At 72.2% G+C, this 25,041-nt stretch carries 18 protein-coding genes; 8 read left to right on the forward strand and 10 right to left on the reverse strand.

All coding sequences use genetic code 11. From position 1 onward, the window contains the following. The first annotated feature begins 96 nt into the window (after window positions 1–96). Together ACIO3O_RS29750 and ACIO3O_RS29755 are read left to right on the forward strand one after the other, a co-directional pair. Window positions 97–1,785: an IclR family transcriptional regulator C-terminal domain-containing protein gene (locus ACIO3O_RS29750; protein ID WP_401751241.1), complete on the forward strand. Its 1,689-nt coding sequence runs from the start codon at window positions 97–99 to the stop codon at window positions 1,783–1,785. 158 nt (window positions 1,786–1,943) lie between these two features. Continuing rightward, on the forward strand, window positions 1,944–3,833 hold the full coding sequence (locus tag ACIO3O_RS29755; protein WP_401751202.1) for an NAD-binding lipoprotein: 1,890 nt from the start codon (window positions 1,944–1,946) through the stop codon (window positions 3,831–3,833). A gap of 66 nt (window positions 3,834–3,899) precedes the next feature. Here the strand turns inward: ACIO3O_RS29755 and ACIO3O_RS29760 are convergent, their stop codons facing one another. The 9 genes from ACIO3O_RS29760 to ACIO3O_RS29800 form a co-directional block, all read right to left on the reverse strand. Further along, a complete protein-coding gene (locus ACIO3O_RS29760) occupies window positions 3,900–4,688 on the reverse strand; it encodes a hypothetical protein (RefSeq protein ID WP_401751205.1) in 789 nt (262 codons plus the stop codon). Between the two features lie 363 nt (window positions 4,689–5,051). Then, window positions 5,052–5,696: a response regulator gene (locus ACIO3O_RS29765; protein ID WP_401751208.1), complete on the reverse strand. Its 645-nt coding sequence runs from the start codon at window positions 5,694–5,696 to the stop codon at window positions 5,052–5,054. Window positions 5,697–5,762: 66 nt separating this feature from the next. Beyond that, window positions 5,763–7,532, reverse strand: a complete 1,770-nt coding sequence (locus ACIO3O_RS29770; RefSeq protein WP_401751211.1) for a sensor histidine kinase — start codon at window positions 7,530–7,532, stop codon at window positions 5,763–5,765. Window positions 7,533–7,608: 76 nt separating this feature from the next. After that, a complete protein-coding gene (locus tag ACIO3O_RS29775; protein WP_401751243.1) occupies window positions 7,609–8,868 on the reverse strand; it encodes an alpha-L-fucosidase in 1,260 nt (419 codons plus the stop codon). After that, window positions 8,868–9,983 carry an ABC transporter ATP-binding protein gene (locus ACIO3O_RS29780; RefSeq protein ID WP_401751214.1) on the reverse strand — a complete coding sequence of 372 codons (1,116 nt, stop codon included), beginning with the start codon at window positions 9,981–9,983 and terminating at the stop codon, window positions 8,868–8,870. The genes ACIO3O_RS29775 and ACIO3O_RS29780 overlap by 1 nt, the downstream gene beginning before the upstream one ends. After that, window positions 9,970–11,004, reverse strand: coding sequence for an ABC transporter ATP-binding protein (locus tag ACIO3O_RS29785; protein WP_401751216.1), 1,035 nt, complete (start codon window positions 11,002–11,004; stop codon window positions 9,970–9,972). The genes ACIO3O_RS29780 and ACIO3O_RS29785 overlap by 14 nt, the downstream gene beginning before the upstream one ends. After that, entirely contained in the window at window positions 11,001–12,005 is a 1,005-nt protein-coding gene (locus tag ACIO3O_RS29790; RefSeq protein ID WP_401751219.1) for an ABC transporter permease, read from the reverse strand. Before ACIO3O_RS29790 ends, ACIO3O_RS29785 begins: the two co-directional genes overlap by 4 nt. Beyond that, window positions 12,002–13,075, reverse strand: a complete 1,074-nt coding sequence (locus ACIO3O_RS29795; protein ID WP_401751222.1) for an ABC transporter permease — start codon at window positions 13,073–13,075, stop codon at window positions 12,002–12,004. Before ACIO3O_RS29795 ends, ACIO3O_RS29790 begins: the two co-directional genes overlap by 4 nt. A 48-nt stretch (window positions 13,076–13,123) precedes the next feature. Continuing rightward, window positions 13,124–14,803, reverse strand: coding sequence for an ABC transporter substrate-binding protein (locus ACIO3O_RS29800; RefSeq protein ID WP_401751224.1), 1,680 nt, complete (start codon window positions 14,801–14,803; stop codon window positions 13,124–13,126). A gap of 241 nt (window positions 14,804–15,044) precedes the next feature. Here ACIO3O_RS29800 and ACIO3O_RS29805 point away from each other — a divergent pair, with 241 nt between their 5' ends. After that, window positions 15,045–16,544: a M81 family metallopeptidase gene (locus ACIO3O_RS29805; protein WP_401751226.1), complete on the forward strand. Its 1,500-nt coding sequence runs from the start codon at window positions 15,045–15,047 to the stop codon at window positions 16,542–16,544. Continuing rightward, window positions 16,541–16,924, forward strand: a complete 384-nt coding sequence (locus tag ACIO3O_RS29810; protein ID WP_401751228.1) for a hypothetical protein — start codon at window positions 16,541–16,543, stop codon at window positions 16,922–16,924. The genes ACIO3O_RS29805 and ACIO3O_RS29810 overlap by 4 nt, the downstream gene beginning before the upstream one ends. Window positions 16,925–17,113: 189 nt before the next feature. Here ACIO3O_RS29810 and ACIO3O_RS29815 read toward each other — a convergent pair whose 3' ends face one another. Continuing rightward, window positions 17,114–19,741 (reverse strand): beta-glucosidase, encoded by a 2,628-nt coding sequence (locus ACIO3O_RS29815; RefSeq protein WP_401751230.1) that lies wholly within the window; start codon window positions 19,739–19,741, stop codon window positions 17,114–17,116. A 478-nt stretch (window positions 19,742–20,219) separates the two neighbouring features. Between ACIO3O_RS29815 and ACIO3O_RS29820 the strand changes: the two genes are divergently transcribed. The 4 genes from ACIO3O_RS29820 to ACIO3O_RS29835 all read left to right on the forward strand — a co-directional run bounded on the left by ACIO3O_RS29820 (window position 20,220) and on the right by ACIO3O_RS29835 (window position 24,809). Continuing rightward, on the forward strand, window positions 20,220–21,278 hold the full coding sequence (locus ACIO3O_RS29820; protein WP_401751232.1) for an MBL fold metallo-hydrolase: 1,059 nt from the start codon (window positions 20,220–20,222) through the stop codon (window positions 21,276–21,278). 92 nt (window positions 21,279–21,370) lie between these two features. Beyond that, entirely contained in the window at window positions 21,371–22,282 is a 912-nt protein-coding gene (locus ACIO3O_RS29825) for a carbohydrate kinase (protein WP_401751234.1), read from the forward strand. Window positions 22,283–22,332: 50 nt separating this feature from the next. After that, window positions 22,333–23,646, forward strand: a complete 1,314-nt coding sequence (locus tag ACIO3O_RS29830) for an MFS transporter (RefSeq protein ID WP_401751236.1) — start codon at window positions 22,333–22,335, stop codon at window positions 23,644–23,646. After that, window positions 23,643–24,809, forward strand: coding sequence for an anhydro-N-acetylmuramic acid kinase (locus tag ACIO3O_RS29835; protein WP_401751237.1), 1,167 nt, complete (start codon window positions 23,643–23,645; stop codon window positions 24,807–24,809). Before ACIO3O_RS29830 ends, ACIO3O_RS29835 begins: the two co-directional genes overlap by 4 nt. Window positions 24,810–25,041 lie beyond the last annotated feature (232 nt).

A 25,041-nucleotide genomic window follows, 5' to 3' on the forward strand; every position in this document is an offset into this window, starting at 1 on the left:
CGTCGACCCGTCCGGCCTGTCAATGCCCCACCCGCCCCGGGGGCAGGGTCCGGCTACGGTTGCCCCAAGATCAGCCATGGAGAGCCGATGCCCGACATGAACACGACCGACGCCCGCCAGGACGCCCCGCACCAGAGCCCGGGCGACGACCGCCTCCCCGCCGAGGCCGTCGGCCCGCTGCTGCGCGGCGTCGAGGTGCTGCGCCGCCTGACCGACGCGGGCGGACGGCTGAGCCTGGGCGATCTCGTACGGTCCACGGGTCTGGCCCGCTCCACCGTCGACCGCGTCACCCAGACCCTGGCGCGCATGGGGTACGTGCGCCTCGACGGCCGGGACGCCGCGCTCGCCCCGCGTCTGATGGAGCTGGGCAACGCCTACCTGGCCGCGCTGCGCATCCCGGCCCTGCTCGGTCCGCACGCCGAGGAACTGGCCGACGCGCTGGACGAGTCGGTGTCGCTGGCGGTGCCCGACCGCGACGGCATCCGCTTCGTGCACCAGTCGACGCGGCGGCGCGCGATGTCGCTGAGCTTCCGCATCGGCGACCTGCTGCCCGCCGAACGGACCGCGCCCGGCGCCCTGTTCGCCGCCGACTGGGACGCGGCGGCGTGGGCCCGCTGGCGGGAGCGCCGGGCGGCCGATCCGCAGGGGCTCGGCTTCCTGGCCGTACCGCCGCTGGGGGAAGCGCCCGACGCGGCGCACTTCACCGAGCGCACCCGGCTGGCCGGGTCCCAAGGGTGGGCGCTGGACGACCAGTTGATCGAGCCGGGCCTGGTCGCACTGGCGCTCGCGGTACGGGACGCGGACGGACGGCCGGTGTGCGCGGTGAGCGTGGTCAGCCACACCAGCAGGCACAGTGCGGCGTCGCTGCGCAAGGCCGTGCTGCCCCGCCTGCGCGCGAAGGTCGCGGAGATGGAGCGGGCGCTGCGCGAGGCCGACACCGAGCACCCGGTCAACTCTGCTCAACCGCTGGCGAGTTGGACCAGTGCGTCGAAGCAGGAGCTGGGTGCCGGGTTCGTGGAGTCGCTGGCGCGCGGGCTGACCGTCCTGACGGCGTTCGGCGCGGGGCGTCGGGAGTTGACGCTGTCCGGCGTCGCCGAGGCGTGCGGTCTGGCGCGGGCGACGGCGCGCCGCGCGCTGATCACGTTCGTCCACCTGGGGTACGTGGAGGCGCACGACGGACTGTTCCGGCCGACGCCGAGGGTGCTGGAGCTCGGTTTCCCGCCGCTGTCGCGGCTGACGCTGCCGCAGATCGCCGAGCCGCATCTGGCGGCGCTGGCGCAGCAGGTGCACGACTCGACGTCGCTCTCGGTGCTGACCGGCACGGAGATCCAGTACACGGCCCGGGTCGCCACCAGCCGCGTGATGAACGTCAACATCACGGTGGGCACCCGCTTCCCCGCGTACGCGACCTCCATGGGCCGGGTCCTGCTGGCCGACCTGCCCGCGGACGAGCGGGCGCGGCGGCTCGCGGCCTCCGCCCCGCAGCCGCTGACCCGGCACACGGTGACCTCGGTGGAGGAGCTGGCCGAGGTACTCGACCGGGTGCGGGAGCGGCAGTACGCCGTCACGGACGGCGAGCTGGAGGAGGGCCTGCGGTCGGTGGCGGTGCCCGTCCGGGACCGGACGGGACGGGCGGTGGCGGCCGTGAACGTCGCGATGCACAGCAGTCGGCGCACCGCGGCACAGGTCCGGGCCGAGGTGCTGCCCGCCCTGCGGGCGGCGGCCTCGGGGATCGAGGAGGACCTCGCACAGGCCGGGAGGTTCACCCGTACGGCGGCTTGCTGAAACCGGTGCGGGAATGCACCCGAATGGGCGCGCGGCCCCACGGGGAGCGCTGCGGCGGCCCTGCTTCCGGGTGAGGATCGGGAACACCTGGGTGATGTGTGCGCTTCACCTGCGTAGTCCCGGTCCTTCTCTGCGCGTACCCGGAGGTGAGATGCGGCATGGCCCGCACTTCTGTCGTCAGACCCCGGCTTCGGTACTGGTTCGACAACACCATGACCCGCGGCACTCCGGCCCTGATCGGCTGGCTCTCGCTGATCTGCCTGGCGATCGTGATCCCGGTCAGCGCCCTGCTGGTCTGGGCCGACACCGGTCGGCCCACCACGCTGCAGAACCAGCTCGTGGAGATCTGGAAGAACGTGAGCGCGGCGTTCAAGCTGGGCGGCGCGATCGGCACACCGGTGTTCGTCGTGCTGTCGATCCTGCTCGCCCTGGTGGGTCTGTTCTTCGCGAGCACCCTGGTCGGGCTGATCGCGGCCGGGGTCAACCGCAAGATCATGGACCTGCGGCGCGGCCGCTCCATGGTTCTCGAAGACCACCACACCGTGCTCCTGGGCTGGTCGGAGCAGGTCTACCCGGTCATCAAGGAGCTGGTGGAGGCCAACGTCAACAAGAGCCGGGCGTCCATCGCGATCCTCGCCGACAAGGACAAGGTCGAGATGGAGGAGCTGATCCGGGCCCGGGTGCCGAGCACCCGCAACACCCGGGTGATCTGCCGCACCGGAAGCCCGGTCGATCCCGCCGACATCGAGCGGGTCAACCCGCAGGGCGCACGGGCGGTGATCGTGCTGACGCCCGGCGGCGAGGACGGCGACGCCGACCTCGTGAAGACGCTGCTGGCCGTCACCAAGAGCCCCGGCATGCAGGAGCGCCCGCAGCATCTGCTGGCCGCCGTGCAGGACGTGCGCAACCGGGACGCGGCGCGGCTCGCGGCGGGCGCCGGGGCGTGCGTGCTGAGCATCGACGACATCGCGGCCCGCCTCATCGTGCAGACCTGCCGCCAGCCGGGCCTCTCGGTGGTCTACATGGACCTCCTCACCTACGAGGACAACGAGTTCTACATCACCCCCGAGCCGAAGCTGACGGGCCGCACCTACGCCGAGGCGCTCCTGTCGTACGCCACGTCCTCGGTGATCGGCCTGCGCCGGGCCGACGGCACGATGGACCTCAACCCGCCCTCCGACTCCCGCATCCACGAGGGCGACGAGATCGTCGCGATCTCCTGGGACGACGACACCATCGTCCTCTCCGACCACACCTGGACCATCGACCGGGCGGCGATCGTCACCCCGTCGCCGCGCCCCGCCGAACCCGGGCGCACCCTGATGCTGGGCTGGAACCGGCGGGCCACCACCGTCATCACGGAGCTCGACCACTACGTCGCCGACGGCTCGGTGATCGACGTGGTCGCCCGGGAGGAGGAGGTCGCCCGGACCGTCGCCGCCGTACCGCTGGAGCGCGGCGCGCTGACTCCGGCGTTCCGGCTCGGTGACGTCACGGAGCCCGACGTGCTGCGCGCCCTGGACCTCGCTTCGTACGACCACGTGATCGTGCTCAGCGACGACGCCGACGGCACGATGGGGCTGCGCGCCGACAACCGCACCCTGGTGACGCTGCTCCAGCTGCGCAGCATCGCGGGTGGGATGGGGCGTTCGCTGCCGGTGGTGGCGGAGCTGACCGACGACCGCAACCGGGCGCTGGCGCCGATCAGCGAGAGCGACGACTTCATCGTCAGCGACAAGCTGATCAGCCTGCTGATGACGCAGGTCTCGGAGAGCCGGAAGCTGGCCGACCTGTTCGAGTACCTCTTCCGCGCGCAGGGCAGCGAGATCTACCTCAAGCCCGCCCGGGACTACGTGGTGCTGGAGCGCGAGATGGACTTCTCCACGGTGGTGGAGTCGGCGCGCCTCCAGGGGCACTCCGCGATCGGCTACCGGCGTCTGTCGGAGGCCGCGCAGTCCCCGATGTACGGCATCCACCTCAACCCGGACAAGACGCGGCGGCTGCGGTTCGCCGAGGGCGACAGCGTGGTCGTGATGGCGGAGGGCTGAGCCACCGGTACGCGCGAGAAGGGGCGGCCCCCGTCGACGGGGGCCGCCCCTTCCGCGTACTCCCGGCTACTTCCAGAACTGCGCGAGCGCGCCCTCCGTGAACGGCGTCGACGGCACCGCGAGGTCGCCCGCGAACGGCCGGTCCAGGGAGAGCGTGAGCAGCAGGCTCACCCCGATCAGCGCGGCGACCGAACCGACGAACATCAGCTGGGCCTTCTTGTTGGCGATGCCGTACAGGAAGGTCAGCGGGACCATGACGAGCGCGCCGCCGTAGACCAGCACCTTCAGGAGTATCGGCAGCTCGGACTTGGAGGCGGTGATGCGGTCGCGCCGGTCGGAGACGACCTCGTCGAGGTGCTCGACGGCCTGCGCGTAGTACGTCTTCTCGGACTCGGTGGTGGGCTCGTAGTTCTGGAGGACCTGGTAGACGCCCTGGAGGGCCTCCTCGGTGGCCCGGCTGTCGGACTTGCCCTCGCGCATCAGCGGCCACTGGACCTCGACGACGGCGTGCGCGTAGGTGCCGACGGAGGCGACCAGCTGCTTCTCCACCGGGTCGGGGAACGCGGCGGCACCGCGGACGATCTCCGCGGCGTGGGTGGCCTCGTTGGCGACGATGTTCTCGGCGACTCCTATCCCCTCCCACTCGGCCACCACGACGAAGGCCAGGATGATGCCGTAGATCGCGCCGTACATGCCGAGCAGCACGCCGACCATGTCGTTGTTGCGGCCCTTCACCACCTGGGGGAACTTCCGGCGGGTGACCATGCTGCCCAGGGCGGCGAACGCGAAGACGCCGCCGATCATCAGTACGGCGAGCCCCAACGTACTGAGGTTGTTCAGCAGCCAGACTTCCATCGCTTCCTCGCTCCTCCCGGGGCGTCCGCAGCCGACCGTCGGTCAGGCATGACGCGGAATGTCCCGTAGGGGCAGTCTCGAACGGGTGCGTGCCGAATGCCGCCGCAGCACGGGTGGCATCACCCATCCGGCCGCACCGGGGAGTACGTGGAGTGGTCGTGGAAGCAGCCCTCCGGGCCCCGGTGATCGGGCAGGACGCGAAGATTCCGGATCTCAGGGCAGACCCTGATGTCAGGTCCCGGCGGGCTGCCTATGGTTGTTCTCACCGGCACCGTTCCGCGGACGACGACGGGGGAATCACGGGGGATCTCGGGGGAGACGTCGTCCCGGAACGGATTGCTGGTACCTCTTCCTGCGGCCTGCTCAGGCGCGCAGATACGTGAGCACGGCCCGCACCCGGCGGTGGTCGTGCAGGTCCGTCTCCAGGGCCAGCTTCGCGAAGATGTTGCGGACGTGCGTCTCGACCGTCTTCGCGCCGATCACCAGGTGCCGGGCGATGGCGTCGTTGCTGCGCCCCTCGGCCATCAGCCCCAGGACCTCGCGCTCGCGGCCGGTCAGTTCGTCCAGCGGGCCCGGCGCGCGCGGGGCGGCCAGCAGCCGGGCCACCACCTGCGGGTCCAGGACGCTCTCCCCCGCCGCGACCCGTTTGAGCGCGCTGCCGAGTTCGTCGATGTCGGCGACACGCTCCTTGAGCAGGTAGCCGAAGCCGCGCGGGTCGCGGGCCAGTTCGCGCACCGTGTCGGTGGTCTCCACGTACTGGGACAGCAGCAGGATGCCGGTATTGGGGTGCTGTGTGCGAATGGCCGCCGCGGCGCGCAGGCCCTCGACGGTGTGGGTGGGCGGCATCCGGATGTCCAGGAGGACGGAGTCCGGGCGGTGCCGGTCGACGAGCGCGGGCAGTGCCTGGGTGTCGCCGAGTTCGGCGACCACCTCGAATCCCGCGTCGGTGAGGAGCCGTACGATCCCCTGCCGCAGGAGCGCCGAGTCCTCGGCCACTATCACGCGCACGCCGGCTCCGTCCCGCTGCGGCCCACTGTCACGCGCACGCCGACTCCCGCCCGCTGTGGCCCACTGTCATCCGCACGGCAACTCCGCCCTGATCCGTGTCCCGCCGCCTGCGGGACTGTCGACGTGCAGTATCCCGTCCACGGCGGCGAGCCGGTCGGCCAGCCCCCGCAGTCCGCTCCCCCGGGCGGTGTCGGCGCCGCCGACCCCGTCGTCGACCGTCTCCACCACCAGCCGGTCGCCGGTGTGCCGCGCGGAGACGCTGACCGCGCGGGCGCGGGCGTGCTTGGCGGCGTTGGCGAGGGCCTCGCAGACGGTGAAGTACGCGGTGGACTCCACCACCGGGTCGTACCGGCGGGGTTCGGCGGCGACCACGACGGGCACGGCGGCCTGCTGGGCGAGCGCGGTGAGCGCGGGCCCCAGGCCCTCGCGGGTGAGGACGGCGGGATGGATGCCGTGGGCGATGCCGCGCAGCTCCTCCAGGGCGAGGGTGAGGCTCTCCTCCACCTCGGCGAGGGAGGCGCGCAGCGACGGGTCCGGGTGGTCGGCCAGGCCCCGGTCGACGCGGCGCAGCGCCATCATCGCGAAGACGAGACGGGCCTGCGCACCGTCGTGCAAGTCGCGTTCGAGGCGGCCGCGCTCGGCGTCGGCGGCCCGCACGATGCGGGAGGTGACCTCCTTGGCCTGGGTACGCAGCCAGACGTTCTCCAGCGCCAGCCGCAGCGCCGCCCCGACCGACTCCAGCAGGGCCGGGTCCTCGGCGAGCGCCGGGTCGTGGTGCAGGAGGGCCAGCGGGGTGCCCCGGGAGGAGTCGACGCGGGTGCGCCCGGGTCCGCCGCCGCGCACGCTCTGGCCGGCCCCGTCGACGTACTCCCCCTTCTCCTCCTGCCACAGGCCGATCCGCAGGCCGGGATCGCCGAGGACCCGGCCGAGGGCGACCCGCAGCCGGTCCTGGTCGGGGTCGCTGCCGAGGTCGATGACGAGGTCGCCCACCTCGGCGCGCTGGAGCCGCATCCGCAGCAGACCGACCAGGAAGGCGACCGGGACGGCGACCTGGGTGACGTCGGAGAGCAGGAAGACCGCCTCCTGGAGATTCCCCGCCAGAGGGGCCGGCAGGAACAGGAGCAACAAGTCCCACAGCAGGAACGCGGAGGCGATCGCGATGGCGACCCAGGCGGGCAGCAGCGCCCGGCGGCGGGCCACCGAGGCGTGCTGCCAGCGGCGCACGATGGCGACGACCAGCACGATCGACAGCAGCCAGCCGAGCGCCCGGTAGACGGTGTCGACCGGGGTGAAGAGGTCGTTGAGTGCGGGCACGTTCAGGAGGTTGGGCCCGCAGTCGTTGCAGGAGAGGTACGTGGCCTCCCGGGCGACCACCGCCGGGTCGTAGGTGAGGGCGCGCAGCAGCCCGCCGACGGCGACGAGTGAGTACGAGAAGACCACGAGGCGGCGGGCGAGCGCGGAGGCGAGGCGGCCGTCGGGAAAGGTGACGACCAGGTGGACGAGGACGGCCATGTTGAGCGCCTCCCACCAGGCGCCGAACGCGAAGAGGGCGGGCACTCCGGTGCCCTGGAGGTTGCCCACGAACCAGGTGATGCCCTCGGCGACCATGAGCGGGCCGGTGCGGTTGGCGGGCCGGTGCCACCAGGCGGTGAGACCGCCGCCCGCGTACGCGACGCCGACGGCGAGGTCCCGCGCGATGTCGCCCGCGCTGCCGCCCGCACGGAGGTACGCCCAGGCTCCGGCGGACGCCGAGACGGCCGCGGCGAGGGCCGCCGCGGCCATGCGTATGCGCAGGGGGCCGGGCGGGACGGGGGCTCTGTCCTGGTGCCTTTCCACGGGCCACACGGTAGGGCATCGGGGAGCCGGCGAGTCCCTCCGGGACTGATGGGCCATCAGTCCCGGAGGGGCTTCGTCAGTCCCGGGAGTGCGTCCGGCAGGTGTCCAGGGGTTCCTTCAGCTCGACCGCGACCACCGTGCACAGCGGGTCGAGCTGGTCGTCGTCCAGGTAGAGGTACTCCCAGCCGGGTACGTCGCCGAGGCCGCCGATCCGCTCGTGCCGCAGTTCGTCGCCGGTGCCGAGAACCCGGGCGTCGCTCACCTGGTTGCGGACGCCGCGCAGGACGACGTATTCGCTGGGGCGGTCGAAGAGGAAGAGGAAGAGGGTCCGGCGGTCGGCGGAGAGGGTGGACGGCCCGTAGAAGTGGCCGTGCGGCAGGCCGCGGGTGGTTCCGTACACGGCTTCGGCGTGCCGCTCGATCCAGTCGCCGAGGACTTCGAGGCGTTCGGCCTGCTCGGGCTGGAGCGTGCCGTCCTCGCGGGGGCCGACGTCCAGGAGGAGGTTGCCGCCCGCGCCGATGGTCTCGGCGAAGACCCGGACCAGCTGGCGGGGCGTTTTATGCTGTTTGTCGCGGGGTTGGTAGCCCCACGAGTTGTTCAGGGTGAGGCAGAGCTCCCAGGGGCCGGGCGGCGGTTCGACGGGGACGCCCTGTTCGGGGGTGGCGTAGTCGCCGTGCTGGGCGATGCGGCCGTTGACGATCGTCTGCGGGGAGAGCGCCCGGATCTCCTCGGCGAGCTCGCCCATCCGCCACTGGGCGTCGCTGCGCTCCCAGTCGCCGTCGAACCAGAGCAGGTCGGGGCTGAACAGGGTGAGCAGCTCGCGGATCTGCGCGCGGTGGAAGCCGAGGAAGGCCTCCCAGCGCTCCGGGTCCTCCTCGCCGACGGCGGGCATCGCGAAGGGGTTCCCGCGCTCGGCGGGGTCCTGGCCCTCGGGGCGGACGGTGGCGTAGTCGGGGTGGGACCAGTCGAGGTGGGAGTAGTAGAGGCCGACCTTGAGGCCCCGGCGGCGCAGGGCCTCCACGTACGGGGTGATCAGGTCGCGGGCGGCGGGGGTGCGCCGTACGACGGACAGGTCGTTGGCCCGGGTGTCCCAGAGGGCGACGCCGTCGTGGTGCTTGGCGGTGAGGACGGCGTAGCGGGCGCCCGCCTGGACGAAGAGGTCGGCCCAGGCGTCGGGGTCGTAGCGGGCGGCGGTGAATCCGTCGAGCTGGTCCAGGTAGGTGGCGTGGTCGACGTCGCCGTTGAAGAAGGACCAGGACTCGGCGACGCCGTCGACGCTGTAGATGCCCCAGTGCAGGAAGATTCCGAGCTTCGCTTCTTCGAACCAGCTGTGCATCATGGCGAGTTGTCCTTGTCCACGTGAGGTGCGGGGTGTGCGGGGTGCGCGGGGTGTCCCGTCTGGACGGGGTGTCCGGTCTGTACGGGGTGTACGGGATCGGGCCGGGGCACGCCCGCGTCATGGCTCCAGCAGTGCACCCAGCGCGTGGCGGAGAGGTGGGTGCGGGGCGGGAAGGACGTGGCGCACTTGGGCAGGGCGAGCGGGCAACGGGGGTGGAATCGGCATCCGCCGGGCGGGTCCACCAGGCTCGGCGGCTCGCCCGGCGGCGCGTCGTCCTCGTCGGGGTCCGGGGGCGGGGCGACGCGGTCGGGGTCGGGGGCCGACTCCACGAGGAGGCGGGTGTAGGGGTGCCGGGGGTCGCGGACGAGTTCCTCGCCCGGCCCGGATTCGACGAGCTGGCCCGCGTACAGGACCTTGATCTCGTCGGCGAAGTAGCGGGCGCCCGCGATGTCGTGGGTGATGTAGAGGAGGGCGAGGCCGTCGTCGCGCAGGCTGCTCAGCAGGTTGAGGATGTCGAGGCGGAGGGACACGTCGAGCATGGAGACGGGTTCGTCGCCGAGCAGGACGCGCGGCCGGGCCGCCAACGCCCGTGCGATGGCGACGCGTTGGCGCTGGCCGCCGGAGAGTTCGTGGGGGAACTTGTCGAGGTACTGGTCGGCGGGGGTGAGGTTGACGCGCTCCAGGAGTTCGACGATCTGCCGCTCGCGGTCCGCCTTCTGCGGGGCCCCGCCGTGGAGCCGGAGCGGGCGGCCGAGGATGTGGCGGACCCGGTGGACGGGGCTGAGGGAGGAGAAGGGGTCCTGGAAGACCATCTGGACCTGGCGGTAGTACGCCCGCTTCGCCCGTGCGGTGCGGGCTGCGGCGACCCGTTCCCCGTCGAGGCGGATCTCGCCCGAGGTGGGCGGGTGGGCGAGGGCCAGCAGCCGGGCCAGGGTGGACTTGCCGCTGCCGCTCTCGCCGACCAGGGCGGTGATCCGGCCGGGGTGCAGGGCGAGGGTGACCGGCTCCAGGGCGTGCACGTGTCTGCCGTACTGGCCGGGGCCGTGCAGGGTGAAGCGCTGGGTGACCTCGCGGGCTTCAAGTACCGGCTTCGGGGAGTCAGCTGACGGCATCCGGACCCTCCGTACGGGGCGCTTCGGGGTGCGTGTGGAGGTGGCAGGCGGCCTCGCCCGTACCGACGGGGAGCAGTGCGGGCGCCTCGGTGTCGCAGGGCGCGAACCGGCGGGCGCAGCGGGGGTGGAAGGCGCATCCGGCGGGCGGGTGGCGCAGCCCGGGTGGGGATCCGGGGATGCCGGTGATCTCGCGGCGCGGGCCGCGCAGCGGCGGGAAGGCGTTGCGCAGGGCTGCGGTGTAGGGGTGGGCGGGGTTCTCGTACAGCTGGCGGGCGGGTCCGACCTCGACGACGCGCCCGGCGTACATGACGGCGATGCGGTCGGCGATCTCGATGAGCAGGGAGAGGTCGTGCGTCACGAAGACCACGGAGAAGCCGAATTCGGCCTTCAACTTCGCTATCTGGCGCAGGATCTGACGCTGCATCACCACGTCGACGGCGGTCGTGGGCTCGTCCATCACCACGAGTTCGGGTTCGCAGGCGAGCGCGAGGGCGATGGTGGCGCGCTGGCGCATGCCGCCGGAGAGTTCGTGGGGGTACGCCCGGAGCCGGTCGGCGGGAATGCCGACGAGCCCGAGCAGTTCCGCAGCCCGCGCCTGCGCCGCCTGCTTGCCCAGGCCCAGCTGCGCCCGCAGCACGTCCACGAACGGGGCGCCGAGCCGGTGCACGGGGTTCAGCGCGTTCATGGCGCTCTGGAAGACGATGGCGAGGTGCCGCCAGCGCAGGGCCCGCAGCTGTCGTTCGTCGGCCCGCAGCAGGTCGACGGGCTCGCCCTCGCGGGGCCGGTACAGGGCGCTTCCCGCGGTGATGACCGCAGGTGGCCGCTCCAGCCGGGTCAGCGCGGTGACCAGCGTCGACTTGCCGCAGCCGCTCTCCCCCACCACGCCGAGGGTCTCCCCGCGCCGCACGCCGAAGCACACGTCGCGCACGGCGTGCACGGGTTCGGCCCGGTCGAAGTAGTCGACGCTGAGCCCTTCGACGCGCAGCAGCTCGTCCTCGTACTGCCGAGGCGGGTGCTTCATGAGTCCTCCCCAGAGGTACGGGACGCGGGTTCGGCCCGACCTGCCGACGGCCGCAGTGCGGGTGCGGCCCGGCCTGCCGACGGACGCAGCGCGGCGGCCTTGGCGGCCCGGCGGATCTCCCGGTTGGCCCGGCGCAGGCGGGGGTTGGCGATCTCGTCGATGCCGAAGTTGACCAGCCCGGCGGCCAGACCGACCAGGGCGATGCACGCGCCCGGCGGCACGAACCACCACCAGGCGCCGCGCGGCAGCGCCGACGCGTTCTGGGCCCAGTACAGCATCGAGCCCCAGCTGGTGAGGTTGATGTTGCCCAGGCCCATGAAGGCGAGGCCCGCGTCGGCGAACATCGACAGCACGACCGCCCCCAGGAAGCTCGCCGAGATCAGCGGGGCCAGGGTCGGGATCAGCTCCCGGGTGATGATCCACCAGCGGCTCTCCCCGGTCATCTCTGCGGCCAGGACGAAGTCCCGGCGGCGCAGCGAGAGCGTCTGGGCGCGTTTGCCGCGGGCGCCCCAGGGCCAGGAGGTGAGGCCGATGATGAGGGCCACCGTGAGCCAGCCGCCCCGCCCCTTGACGTAACTCGCCACGATGACCAGGAGCGGGAGGCTGGGGATGACCAGGGAGACGTTGGTGACGATGGTGAGCAGGGCGTCGGCCCGGCCGCCGAGGTAACCGCCCGCGACGCCGACCAGGACGGAGAGGCTCGTGGAGATGACGGCGGCGACGAGCCCGACCAGGAGGGAGACGCGGCTGCCGACGACGAGCTGGGCGAGGACGTCCTCACCGGTGGCGGTGGTCCCCAACAGGTGGGCGGCGGACGGAGGTTGCATGCTCGCGCCGGTGTCGATCGCGGTGGCGGACCGGCCGAGCACGTCCTCGACGAGGAAGGGCCCGAGGACGGCGAGGAGGACGAAGAGGGCGAGCAGGGCGAGCCCGGCCCTGACCTTCCGGTTCTCCGGGAGCCAGGACCCCCCGCGCACGGCTGCGGCCGTTTCCACGCTCATGATCCCGTCTCCCTCGCCCGCGGGTCGATCAGTCCGTACACGGAGTCCGCCAGGAAGTTCGCCGCGAGCACCGACAGCGACACCATCAGGAAGAGCGCCTGCATCAGCGGGTAGTCGACGCTGGCCACGGACTGGAAGAGCAGGTGACCGACGCCGGGATAGGCGTACACCGCCTCCACCAGGAGCTGGCCGCCGACAACGTTGCCCAGGTTGACCGCGAAGCCCGCCACGCTCGGCAGCATGGCGTTGCGCGCGGCGTACCGGAAGAGGACCGTCCCCTTGCTCAGGCCCTTGGCGCGGGCCAGCAGGACGTAGTCCTCGGACACCGTCGTGATCATCATGTTGCGCATGCCGATGTACCAGGTGGCGGCCCAGCCCATCGCGATGGTGAGCGCGGGCAGGATCGCGTGCGAGACGACGCTGCCAAGGAACGCCCCGCTGGGTCCGGGCTCCAGGTCGGGGTCGTAGGCCCCTCCGGTCGGCAGCCACGCGAGTTGGAAGCCCAGCACCAGCACGAACAGCAGCGCGATCCAGAAGGTCGGCAGCGCGGTCAGGAACATCGCGCCCGGCGTCGCCACCGAGTCCAGCTTCGAGCCCGCCCGGCCCCCGGCGAGGATGCCCCCGGCGGTGCCGATGAGGAAGGACACGACGGCGACGACGCCCACCAGGCCGATCGTCCAGGGCAGGGCGGCGCTGATCACCTCCCACACCGGGGTCGGGTAGAAGGCCACGGACAGCCCGAAGTCCAGCCGGAAGACCTGGCCGAGATAGGTGAGGTACTGGTTCCAGAGCGGCTCGGAGGGGTTGCCGAAGAGCCGGTAGATGGAGGCGATCATGTCGCCGGACAGGGCGGTGCGCCCTTGCATCTGGGCGATCAGCACGGACGCCGGATCGCCGGGCATCAGGCGCGGGAGGAGGAAGTTGAGGGTGATCGCGATCCAGGCGGCCACCAGGTAGAAGCCGAGGCGGCGCACGAAGTAGCGGGCCCGCCCGAGCCGGGGTCCCCTGCGCACGGCCGCCGGTCCGGGCTGGGCCCCGGCCGCGCCGACGGGGACGACGGGCGCGGTCACCGGGGTCCCCCGACTCCTGTGCGTACAGAGCGACTTCGGCTCACGGCCCTACTTCGCCTTCGCACCGGACACCGGCTTCAGCGAGAGGACCGTGTTGACCATGTCGGTCGGCCCGGCCCACGGCGCGGGGATCGCATACGGGTTCTTCTCGTCGGGCCAGCCGGTCCAGTTCTTGCTGTTGTACTGGGCGGAGGCGCCGATGGTGATCAGCGGGGCGGCCGGGACGTCGTCCACCATGATCTTCTGGAGTGCGGCGGAGGTCTTCAGGATCGCCGCGTCGTCGCCCGAGCCCTCCATCTGCTGGAGAAGCCCGTCGGCCTTGGTGTTGTTGTAGTGGCCGTAGTTGGTCCAGATGCCCTTGTTGCCGCTGAAGAGCATGTCCTTGAAGAAGTTGTACGGCGTGTTGTAGTAGACGGCCCCGCCGACCAGGACGTCGAAGTTCGCGTCCTGGCGGGCCTTGTCGAGCTGGGCGCTGGCGATGGGCTGCACCTGGACGTCGATGCCCGCCTTGGCGAGCTGGGTCGCGATCACCTTGTCCCGCTGGACGGAGTCCGCGAACTCCGCCACCTCCAGGATCTTGAAGGAGAGCTGCCTGCCGTCCTTCCCGACCAGTTTCTCGCCCTGCTTGCTGTATCCGGCCTTCGCGAACTCGGCTGCTGCCGCGTCGAGTTGGGCCATTGGCTGCTCGGCGCTCCGATAGGCGGGGTCGATCCACTTCCCCTGGGTCTTCGCGTCGAGCCCGGTGGAGTTCAGCGGGTGGAACATGCCCGGATTGCCGACGTCGGCCAGCTCGGTGCGGTCGACCGCCAGCGAGAGCCCCTTGCGGACGTGCACGTCCTGGAACGGCGCCTTGGTGTGGTTGAAGAACATGAAGAGCCCGCCGTACGTCGGGTACCAGGCGTGGTGGTTCGCCGGGTCCTTCGCCACGTACTGCTTCTGCACGTCGGGCACCGCGCCGCCGCTCCACTGGATCTCGCCGCTGAGCAGCTTGCCGATCTCGGAGGACGAGGCGACGACCGGCGCCTTGAGCGTCTTGACCGGGACCTTCTGCTTCCAGTAGTTGTCGCGCGCCTCGAAGGTGAGCTGCTGCGCGCTGTACTTCTTCAGTACGTACGGGCCGCTGGCGACGGGCTGCGGGTTGGTGAAGGTCTTGCCGTCCTGGCTCTTCCAGATCTTCTCCGGGATGGGCCGGATGCCGCCGATGTTGCGGAGCTTGGCGTAGGCGGGGGTGTCGAAGGTGATGTCCAGGGTGTGGTCGTCGGGCGCGGTGGCGCTCTTGTAGTCGAACTTCCAGTCCACCGGCAGGTCCTGCTTCTTCACGTACTCCAGGGCGTAGACGGCGTCCTTGGCGGTGAGCTTCGATCCGTCGCTCCAGTTGGCACGCGGGTCGAGCGCCACGGTGATCTTCTTGCCGCCGTCGGCCCAGGTGTACTTCGTGCCGAGCCAGGGCACGAACTTGCCGCCCTGGAGGATGTTGAAGCCGAACAGCGCCTCGTACTGGAAGCCGAAGGTGCCCTGGGACGCCTGGAGCGAGAAGGGGTTGAAGTTACGGACGATGGTGTTGCCGGAGAAGCCCAGATTGACGGTGAGACTGTCGCTCGCCCTGCCGCCGCCCTGTCCGGCCGGGCCCGCCGAGCAGCCGCTGACGGCGAGGGCCGCGGCGGCGAGCGCGGCCGTGGCGGCGCCCTGGGCCCGGCGTGTTCGGGTTCCGCTGGTCGTCCACTGCATCACAGCTCCCTTGCCTCGTCCGTGCACGTCCCGGTGCGTCCGTGCAGATCCGTGCACGTCCCCGCCACGACTAAAGCGCTTGAGCGCGAGCAGGCTAAAGCGCTTCCATCGACTGCGGCAAGGGTCTGGCCCAATTCGGCACACGCGACCCCCCGTTCCCAGCAGCCGCTCTTCTCAAGGGAGTTACGCCCATGAGCACCGCCCGGCCGCCCGGCCGCCCGGCCGCCCGGCCGCCCGACCCTTGCGTATCGGCATCGGCGGGGTGTCCGTCGAGTCGTCCACCTTCTGCCCGCACCGCACGGCCCTGGACGACTTCCGGATCACCCGGGGCCGGGCCCTGCTCGACCGGTACGCGTGGACGCGCCCCGGGCCCGACACACAGGACGTTGAGTGGGTGCCCCTGGTGCACGCGGTCGCCCTGCCCGGCGGCCCGGTCGAGCCACCGGCGTACGCGGCCCTGAAGGCCGAACTGGTCGCCCGCATCGAGGAGACGGGCCCGCTCGACGGCATGGTCTACGACATCCACGGGGCGATGAGCGTCGTCGGCCTGACGGATGCGGAGGCCGATCTCACGGATGCGGTACGTTCCGCACTCGACCGGCACGCCGAGGGCCCGCCCCCGCTGCTGTCCGCCGCCATGGACCTGCACGGCAACGTCTCTCGGCGCTTCGCCGAGCGCGTGGACCTCCTCACCGCACACCGGCTCGCCCCGCACGAGGACGAGTGGGAGACCCGCGAGCGCGCCGCCCGCACCCTGCTGCACTGCCTGCGTACGGGCGTGCGCCCGTACCGGGCCTGGGTGCAGGTGCCGGTGCTCCTGCCCGGCGAGAAGACCAGCACCCGCCTGGAACCGGCCCGGTCCCTGTCCGGCGGCCTCGCCACCATCGCGTCCCTGCCGGGCGTTCTCGACGCGGCCCTGTGGGTCGGCTACGCCTGGGCGGACGAGCCGCGCTGCCGGGCGGCCGTGGTGGTCACCGGCACCGACCCTCACCTCCTCTCCGAACAGGCCGAGTTGCTGGCCCGTCGCTACTGGGAGGCCCGGCACGACTTCGTCTTCGTCGGCCCGACCGGCACGGCGGACGCGTGCATCGCCCGCGCGGTGGATTCCCCCCAACGCCCCTTCCTCATCAGCGACTCGGGCGACAATCCCACCGCCGGCGGCGCGGGCGACCTCGCGTACATGCTGGAGCGGCTCCTCGCCCACGAGGCCGTCCGCGAAGGCCGGACGACCGCCCTGCATCCCGGCATCACCGACCCGGCGGCCGTGGCCCGCTGCACCGAGGCGGGCGTGGGCGCCCGGCTCACCCTCTCGGTGGGCGGCAAGGTGGATGCCGGTCACGGCGGGCCGTACGAACTCGACTGCACAGTAAGCCTGTTGGAGCCAGGCAGGGCGGCCGTACGGTGCGGCGGGCTCACGGTCGTCCTCGTCGAACGCCGGACGCCGTTCCACACGCGCGCCGACTTCGGGTCGCTCGATCCGGCCTCGTACGATCTCGTGGTCGTCAAGATCGGTTATCTGGAACCGGAGTTGTACGACCTGGCCGCCGACTGGCTCCTCGCGCTCACCCCGGGCGGCGTCGACCAGGATCTGGTGCGGCTGGGACACCACCGGATGGAGCGCCCGCTGTACCCGTTCGATGAGGCCGCCTACGCCGAAGGGGAGGGGCCCGACCTCGCTCCCGTACTCCTGGGACCGGCACCACACATCAGGGGGCCGGTTGCGGACACACGCACAGCATGACCCTCCACGACGAAGACCCCGTCACTCCTCCGGAAGACTCCGCCACTCCCCCGTCCGACGCCGTCGGCGCCCGCCCCCGCACCGAGCTGGAGGCCGCCCTGCGGGAACTGGAGGCGGAGGCCGCCGCCCCGCACCGGCAGACCCAGATCAGCCGAGGGGCCCTCGCGGGCTACATCTGGGCACTGGGCGGCGCCCAGATCACCCCCGTCACCGGCGACCAGAGCTCGGCGGCGCCCGACGACGACCGGCTCAACGCCGAACTCGCCGCTGCCGACGAACAGTTGAGGGACCCCATCCGTCGCGACATCCCCCGCGAGTACGTCCAGGGCGTCTGGGACGCGCTCGCGTGGGTGACCGGGCGGACCGACAAGAAGGCCTGACGTACAGCGCACGAGGTCACGCCCGGCGTACGTACAGCGCACGAGGTCACGTCCGGCGTACGTGCAGCGCACGACGTCACGTACGGCGTACGAAGACCCCGGGCCCCGGCACCGCAGTGGTTGCGCCGGGACCCGGGGGGTTTCAGGGGGCGGGACGCGTCAGCGCGCCGCGCCGCCGCCTCGGCGGCCTCAGCACTCCGCGCTGTCCGTCAGCCGGATGTCCCGCGACGACGACCCGACGTACACCGCGCGCCGCCCCTTCGCCCGCGTCCAGCGGCCGCGCCCGGTGTCCCAGTACGACAGTTGCCGCTCGCCGACGCGTACGGTGATCCGGCGCGACTCGCCGGGCCGCAGCACGACCCGCTGGAATCCGGCGAGCGCCCGCACCGCCATCTCGACGGGCGCCTTGCGGGGCGGGCCGAGGTAGACCTGCGGGACCTCGGCGCCGGTGCGGCGGCCCGTGTTGGTCACGGTGAAGGTGACGGCGAGGCCGTCCCCGTGCTCGCGCACGCTGATCCGGCTGTACCTGAACTCCGTGTAGGACAGGCCGTGCCCGAAGGGGAACTGGGGTTCGGTGCCCGCCCTGTCGTAGCCCCGGTAGCCGACGAAGATCCCTTCGCTGTACGTCACCGTCTTGTCGACGCCGTAGTAGCGCTCGGGGTGCTTCGGGTCGAGGGTCGGGTCGTCGGTCTCCTTCCGGGGCCAGGTGACGACCGACTTGCCGCCCGGGTTGGCCCGGCCGGTGAGGAGGTCGGCGGTGGACCAGCCGCCCTCCTGGCCGACGTATCCGGCGTGCAGGATGGTGCGCACCTTGTGCCGCCACGGCATGGTGGCCGCGCTGCCGGTGTTCAGGACGAGGATCGTGCGCGGGTTCGCGGAGGCGACCGCGTCGATCAGCTCGTCCTGGTGGACGGGGAGCGCGAGGGTGGTGAGGTCACCGCCGCCGCCGACCGAGCTGCCCGCTCCGTTGAACGCGAAGACGACCGGGGTGTGCACCCGCCGGGCCAGCTGCACCGCGTCGGCCATGTGCGCGGCGCGCTGCTGGGGCGTCACCCAGGCGAACCGGATCTGGACGGGGCCGCGGTCGGCGACGGTGGTGTCCCAGCCGGTCGCCTTCACGACGAGCTGGTACGCCTTCCCGCCGGTCAGCGTCATGGGTGCGGCCTGGCCGTTGTCGAGGCCGTCGGTGGTGGGGACGATGGTGGACCACTTGCGGGTGAAGCTGTCGCGGACCCCGGCGGCGGTGGCGATCTCGACGCCGTCGACGGACAGCGCCACGGCCGCGCCCCAGCCCTGGATCTTCAGGGCGTACTCGCCGGTGGTGGGCGGTACGAGAGTGCCGCTCCACTCGACGGCGGAGCCGGGCGGAAGGGCCTTGGGGCCGGTGAAGTCGACGGTCTTGTCGGTGCCGCCGCCCTTGCGGGCGAGGCCGCCGGGCAGGGCGGACGCCGGGACGGCCGTTCCGGTGAGGTCGACCCCGACCTCGTACGCGATCCTGCGGCCGGTGGTGCGGCGCAGCGCTTCGAGGGGGCTGACCATGCGGTCCTCGAAGCCGTAGGCGCGCTCGCCCGCGACGGAGACGGCGACCTGTCCGGCGGTGGGGCCAATGAGGGCGAGGTCGTCGAGGGCGGCTCTGGACAGGGGCAGGCCGCCGTTGTTGGCGAGCAGGACCGCGCCCTGGGTGGCGACCTCGCGGGCGACGCGCGCCCCGGCCTCGACGTCGATGCTGCGGCGGGCGGGCTTGCGGCTGCCGTCGAGCATGCCGAAGGCGTCGTACTGGCCGAGGATGCGGGAGACGGCGGTGTCGAGGGCGGACTCGGGGATCGAGCCGTCCAGGATGGCCTTCTTCAGCGGCTCCCCGTAGAAGGAGCCGTCCCACATCTGCATGTCCTGACCGGCCTGGAGGGCGGCGGTGGAGTGGGTCGCGCCCCAGTCGGAGGTGACGAAACCGCGGAAGCCGAGCTCGCCGCGGAGGATGTCGGTGAGGGTGGTCTTCTGCTCGGAGTTCCACTTTCCGTTGAGGTGGTTGTACGCCGACATCACCGAGGCCACCCCGGCGCGGACGACGGCGTCGAAGGCGGGCAGGTACATCTCGTGCAGGGTGCGCTCGTCGACGACGAAGTCGTAGGTGTTCTCCGCGTTGACCCAGTCGAACTCGTGCAGGCGCTGGTTGTTGGCGACGAAGTGCTTGGCCTGGGCGAGCATGCCCTGTGCCTGGACGCCCTCGACCTGGGCAGCGCCGATCAGGCCGTTGAGGTACGGGTCCTCGCCCGCCTGGTCCTTGTTGCGGCTGAAGAAGGGGGTGCGGGAGAGCTCGATCTGCGGGGCCAGCAGGACGTCCATGCCGAGGGTGCGTCCCTCACGGCCCATCACTTCGCCGTACTGGCGGGCGAGTTCGGGGTTGAAGGAGGCGCCGAGGGTGGAGACCGGGGGCAGGCCGGTGGCGGACCTGACGACATTGACCCCGGCGGGGCCGTCGGACAGCCGCAGCTCGGGGATGCCGAGACGCTTGACGCCGGGTACGTATCCGGCCTGGCCCAGACGCTGCGGGTCGACGGCGCCGTGGACGAGGGAGAGCTTCTCGTCGAGGGTCAGCTTCGCGAGCAGTGTGCGTACGCGACCGGATGCGGCGGGCGCTGCGGCGGCCGGGCCCGCCGTGGCGAGCGGCCCGGCGGCGGCCACGAAGGCGAACGCGGCGGCGGCCCCGCCGAACTGCTTCATCAGGGTGCGGCGGCTCGGACCGGACACGGGGGTGGCGGCGTCATTCGGGTGTGCGGGCATGGCGAGGAAGACCTCCGAGGCAAAGGGGGTCGCCACGCGCACGTGGTGCGGGCACCGTCGCCCGCGCGGCAGACGAGTCCGGGTCCCGCGACCTGGACACAACAGCAGCGCACCGAACCTGACAACTCGACGCGGGACAACAGGTCTTGAAGTCTTCACACGTGTCAGTTCGGCGGTTCGTGGGGTGAGTCTTGATTACTCGAACTGAAGGGTCAAGGTGTGGGGCAGAAGAACTTAAAGCTTCTACCAACGCGTTCAGGAGGCGAACGCGGGGCGGGGGTGTCACCAGGGTCGGGGGCCGGACCCGCCCCCGTGGCCGCAGGCCGGACCCGCTCCCACGGCCGCAGGCCGGCCCGCTTCCATCGCCCCAGGCCGGCCCGGTCCGAGATCGGAGGTCCGGCGCGGCGTCCACCCCTGCGCACTGTGACGCTCAACGCGTCGGCACGCGGCCCCACTTCGCCGTTTCGCGGCTACGCTCGAATTACCTGCACCTGCCACCGACCCGGAGCGCGCCTTGGCACAGCCCCTCACGGAACGGTCCGGGGCCCTCCCCGACCAGCCCGACCACTGGACGGAACCCGGCGCCCACCCGGTGAGTGCGGGCGTCTACCGGATTCCGCTGCCCCTCCCCCTCGAAGGCCTGAACGCGGTCAACGTCTATCTGGTCGAGGACCGCGAGGGTCCCGTCCTGATCGACTCGGGCTGGGCGGGCCCGGAGACCGGGAAGGCCCTCGCCGAGGCCCTGCGCCCGCTGGGGTACGCACTGGGCGACCTGGCCCAGATCCTGGTGACGCACGCCCACTGGGACCACTACACGCAGGCCCTCCTCCTGCGGGAGTCCCTGGGCGTACGGGTCAGGATCGGCCGCGGTGAACGGCACTCCATCGAGGGCCTGGACCTGAACCGGGGCGCCCACCCCGAACAGGCGGCCCAGTTGCGCGCCTGCGGAGCGGCCGAGCTGGCGGACGCGGTGGCGGCGATGCCGGTGACGGAGGAGGAGTGGGCGATGCCGTTCGGCCCGCCGGACGCCTGGCTGGACGACCACGAGGAAGTGCCGCTCACGGAGCGGAAGTTGAGCGTCCTGGCCACTCCCGGGCACACCCGGGGACACGTGGTCTTCGGCGACCCGGCCGCCGGTCTGCTCTTCGCGGGCGACCACGTGCTGCCGCACATCACCCCCTCGATCGGCTTCGAACGCAGCCCGGAGCGCTCCCCCTTGCGCTCGTACCAGCAATCCCTGCGCCTGGTGAGGGAGTTGCCCGACGCGCTCCTGCTTCCGGCGCACGGACCGGTGGCCCTGAGCACGCACACCCGCATCGACGCGCTCCTGGCCCACCACGAGGAACGGCTCGATGCGGTGGCACGCGAGGTGCGTGCGGGCGCCCGGACCGCACTCGACGTGGCCCGCGCCCTGCCGTGGACCCGCCGCCGAAGCCACCTGGACGACCTGCCCGGCCAGCACCGGATGCTGGCGATCCTGGAGATCGACGCGCATCTGGAGGTGCTGGCCGACACGGGCGTGCTGCACTGGGAGCGGGAGTCGGGGGTCCGCCACTTCGCCACGGCGGGCTGAGGACGGTACGGCCGCCGGGCGGTCCGCGCCACCCAGGGCTCTGAACTGCGGGTATGCTCCGGCCTTCCGTACTCCCCCGGAAGGAACATCCCGTGATCGTCGTCGCAGGTGAGGCCCTGATCGACCTGGTGCCCGGGTCGCGGGGCGACGCCCTGGCCCCGCTGCTGCCCGCCCGTGGCGGCGGACCGTACAACACGGCCGTGGCACTGGGACGGCTCGGTGCGGACGTCGCGTTCTGCTCGCGGATCTCCACCGACGCCTTCGGCGACTCACTCGTGGACCGGCTGCGCGAGGCGAACGTCTCCACCGCCCTCCTCCAGCGCGGCCCCGAACCCACCTCGCTGGCCGTCGCCTCCCTCGACGCGGACGGCTCGGCGTCGTACGCCTTCCACGTCGCACAGTGCGCGGACCGCCTCTTCGCCGCGCCCCCTCAACTCCCGCCCGACACCGCCGCGTTGTCCTTCGGCACCTGCTCCCTCGTACTGGAGCCGGGCGCGAGCGCGTACGAGGAGGTGATGCGGCGGGAGGCGGCACGCGGGACGTTCGTCACGCTGGACCCGAACATCCGGGCGGGGCTGATCGCCGACCCGGACGCCTACCGGGCCCGCTTCCTCGGCTGGCTGCGGCACGTCTCCCTGCTCAAGCTGAGCGAGGAGGACGCGGACTGGCTCGGCCCCGACGTGCCCGGCTGGCTCGCGGCGGGCCCGGCCGCGGTGGTCCTCACCCGGGGCGGGGAGGGCCTGACCGCCTTCACCGCGCGCGGGGAGTTCTCCGTCCCCGGCGTCCGCGTCGACGTGGTGGACACGATCGGCGCGGGCGACACGGTGAACGCGGCGCTCCTCCACCGCCTCTCCGCCCACGGCCTGCTCTCGGCGGACGCGGTGGCGGGCCTGGACGGCGACGGCTGGAGGGACCTGCTGGGGTTCGCGGCCCGCGCGGCAGCGCTGACGTGCTCCCGGGCGGGCGCGGAACCTCCGCACGCGTCCGAGCTTCCGGACAGGTGATTCGCCGCCCTCCCGGCTTTCCCGGCGGCCGCCCGGGGAAGTGAGGGAGGATGACGTCACCGACCGGACCTCCCGCCCCTCCCCCGCCTCCACCCCCTGCCCGTTCCCGGCGCGCCCTGGTCGCGGGCTCGGTGGGGAACTTCGTCGAGTGGTACGAATTCGGGGTCTACGGCTACTTCGCGACGGTCATCGCGGCGAACTTCTTCACACCGGAGTCCACCCCGGAGGGCGGCGGCGACGCCGAGGCGCTGGTCAAGACGTACGCGTCGTTCGCGCTCGCGTTCTTCTTCCGGCCGGTGGGGGCCGCAGTGTTCGGGCGGCTCGGCGACCGGATCGGGCGCCGCCCGACGCTGATCGTGGTCATCGTGCTGATGACGGTGGCGACGACGCTCATCGGCCTGCTGCCGACGTACGCGACGATCGGCGCGGCGGCACCGTGGCTGCTGACGTTCCTGCGCATCCTCCAAGGCCTGTCCGCCGGTGGGGAGTTCGGCGGCGCGGTGTCGCTCCTCACCGAATTCGCCCCGCCGGGACGACGTGGCCTGTACGGGTCGTGGCAGTCCCTCACGGTGGCGCTCGGTCTGCTCGGCGGCGCGGGGGTGGCCGCCCTCCTGGCCACGTTCCTCACCCCGGCGGCGCTGCACGACTGGGGCTGGCGGGTGCCGTTCCTGCTGACGCTCCCGCTGGGCGCGGTCGCCCTGTGGCTGCGCCTGCGACTGGAGGAAACGCCCAATTTCCGTACGGTGCGGGCCACTTCCCCCGCACGGACCGGGGACGTCGTCCGCGCGATCGTGCTGGGTGCCGGTCGCATCATGGGCTGGTCGGCGGCCGGATACACCTTCCTGGTCGTCCTGCCCTCGTACCTCCAGTCCACGCTCAACGCCTCCTTCCGGGAGGCACTCGTGGCGACGGTCCTGGCCAATCTGGGATTCGCCGCATCGATCGTCCCGGCGGGCCTGCTGAGCGACCGGATCGGCCGCCGCACGGTCATGCTCACGGGGGCCGGTCTGGTGACGGTCCTGGCACTCCCCCTCATCAACCTCCTCCAGAATTCCGGCACTTCATCCACCGCCAAGGGCGCCGCCGTCTTCGCAGCCGGTGCCGTCGTCGGCCTGATGGCGGGCCCCGGTCCCGCGATGCTGGCCGAGATGTTCCCGACGTCGGTGCGCTGCACCGGCCTCGGTCTCGCATACGCCCTGTCCAACGCCGTGTTCTCCGGCTGCGCGGGGCTGATCATCACCGAGCTGATCAAGCGTACCGGCGACGCCGACATCCCCGCCTACTACGCGGCCGGGGCGTGCGCCCTGAGCCTCCTCGCCCTGCTGACCCTGCGCGGCAACGACCACCGGGAGCCTCTGCGATGAAGGTCATCGGCCTGATGTCGGGCACATCCTACGACGCGATCGACGCGGCGGCGGCAGAACTCACCCTGCACGACGGCGAGTTGACCCTGCGGCCGCTCGGGATGATCAGTGCTCCGTACGACGACGAACTGCGCTCCGCACTCGCCGGGGCACTGCCTCCCTCCCGCACCACCCTGGCCGAGGTGTGCCGCCTGGACACCCTCATCGGGCAGGCCTTCGCCGCCCTCGCCGTACGCGCCAACTCCGAACTCTGCGCCCATGAAGCCGAGTTGATCGCCTCGCACGGCCAGACCGTCTACCACTGGGTCGCCGACGGCACGGCGCACGGAACCCTCCAACTGGGCCAGAGCGCGTGGATCGCCGAGGCGACCGGTCTGACGGTGGTGTCCGACTTCCGCCCGCGCGATCTCGCCGCGGGCGGCCAGGGCGCACCGCTGGTGTGCCTCCTGGACCTGCTCTGGCTGCGCGGCCGCCGGGGCACTCCGGTCGCCCTGAACATCGGCGGGATCGCCAACATCACGGCCCTTACGGGGAGTTCACCCCTCGCCTTCGACACGGGCCCCGGCAACGCCCTCCTGGACGCCGCCGTCCAGGACCTCACCCAGGGCCGCCTCCGCTACGACGCGGACGGCGCCCTCGCCGCAACGGGCCGACTCCACGACCCCCTCCTGCGCCACCTCCTCGCCGACCCGTACTACCGCCTGCCCGCCCCCAAGACCACCGGCAAGGAACTCTTCCACCTCCCCTACCTCCATGCCGCCCTCGCCGACTTCGACACGCTCCCGGCCGCCGACGTCCTCGCCACGCTCACCCACCTCACCGCCCGCACCGTCGCCGACGCGGTACGCCCGCTGGGCGCGACGGAGGTGATCGCCTCGGGCGGCGGCACCCGCAACCCCACGCTGATGACCCTGCTCCGCACCGAGTTGGGCCCCGACCTCCCCCTCCTCACCTCGGACACCCTGGGCCTCCCCTCCGACGCCAAGGAGGCCCTCGCCTTCGCCCTCCTGGGCTTCCTCACCCTGCACAACCTCCCGGGCAACGTCCCCACCTGCACCGGCGCAAGCTCCCCCCGCCCCCTCGGCACCATCACCCCCGGCCCCCACTTCCCCCTCCTCCCCCACCACCCCACACCCCCACCAACCCACCTCACCCTCCCCTGAACTCCGTATACACCGCACCCGCCCCATCCCACCCCTCCCCCCAGCCCCCTCAGGCACCGAGACCACCACCCTCCTCCCCTTCCCCCCAACCCCCTCAGGCACAGGGACCGCCGCCCCCCTCCCCTTCCCCCCAGCCCCCTTGGGCGGCGGGGCCGCCCCCCGGGGGCGGAACGGGCGGGCAAGGGGGCGGCCCCTCCCGCTCCCGGCCCACCCCGGCAGCCCCCGCCCAGCC

The organism is Streptomyces sp. NPDC087440, assembly GCF_044744005.1.
Classification (GTDB): Bacteria; Actinomycetota; Actinomycetes; order Streptomycetales; family Streptomycetaceae; genus Streptomyces.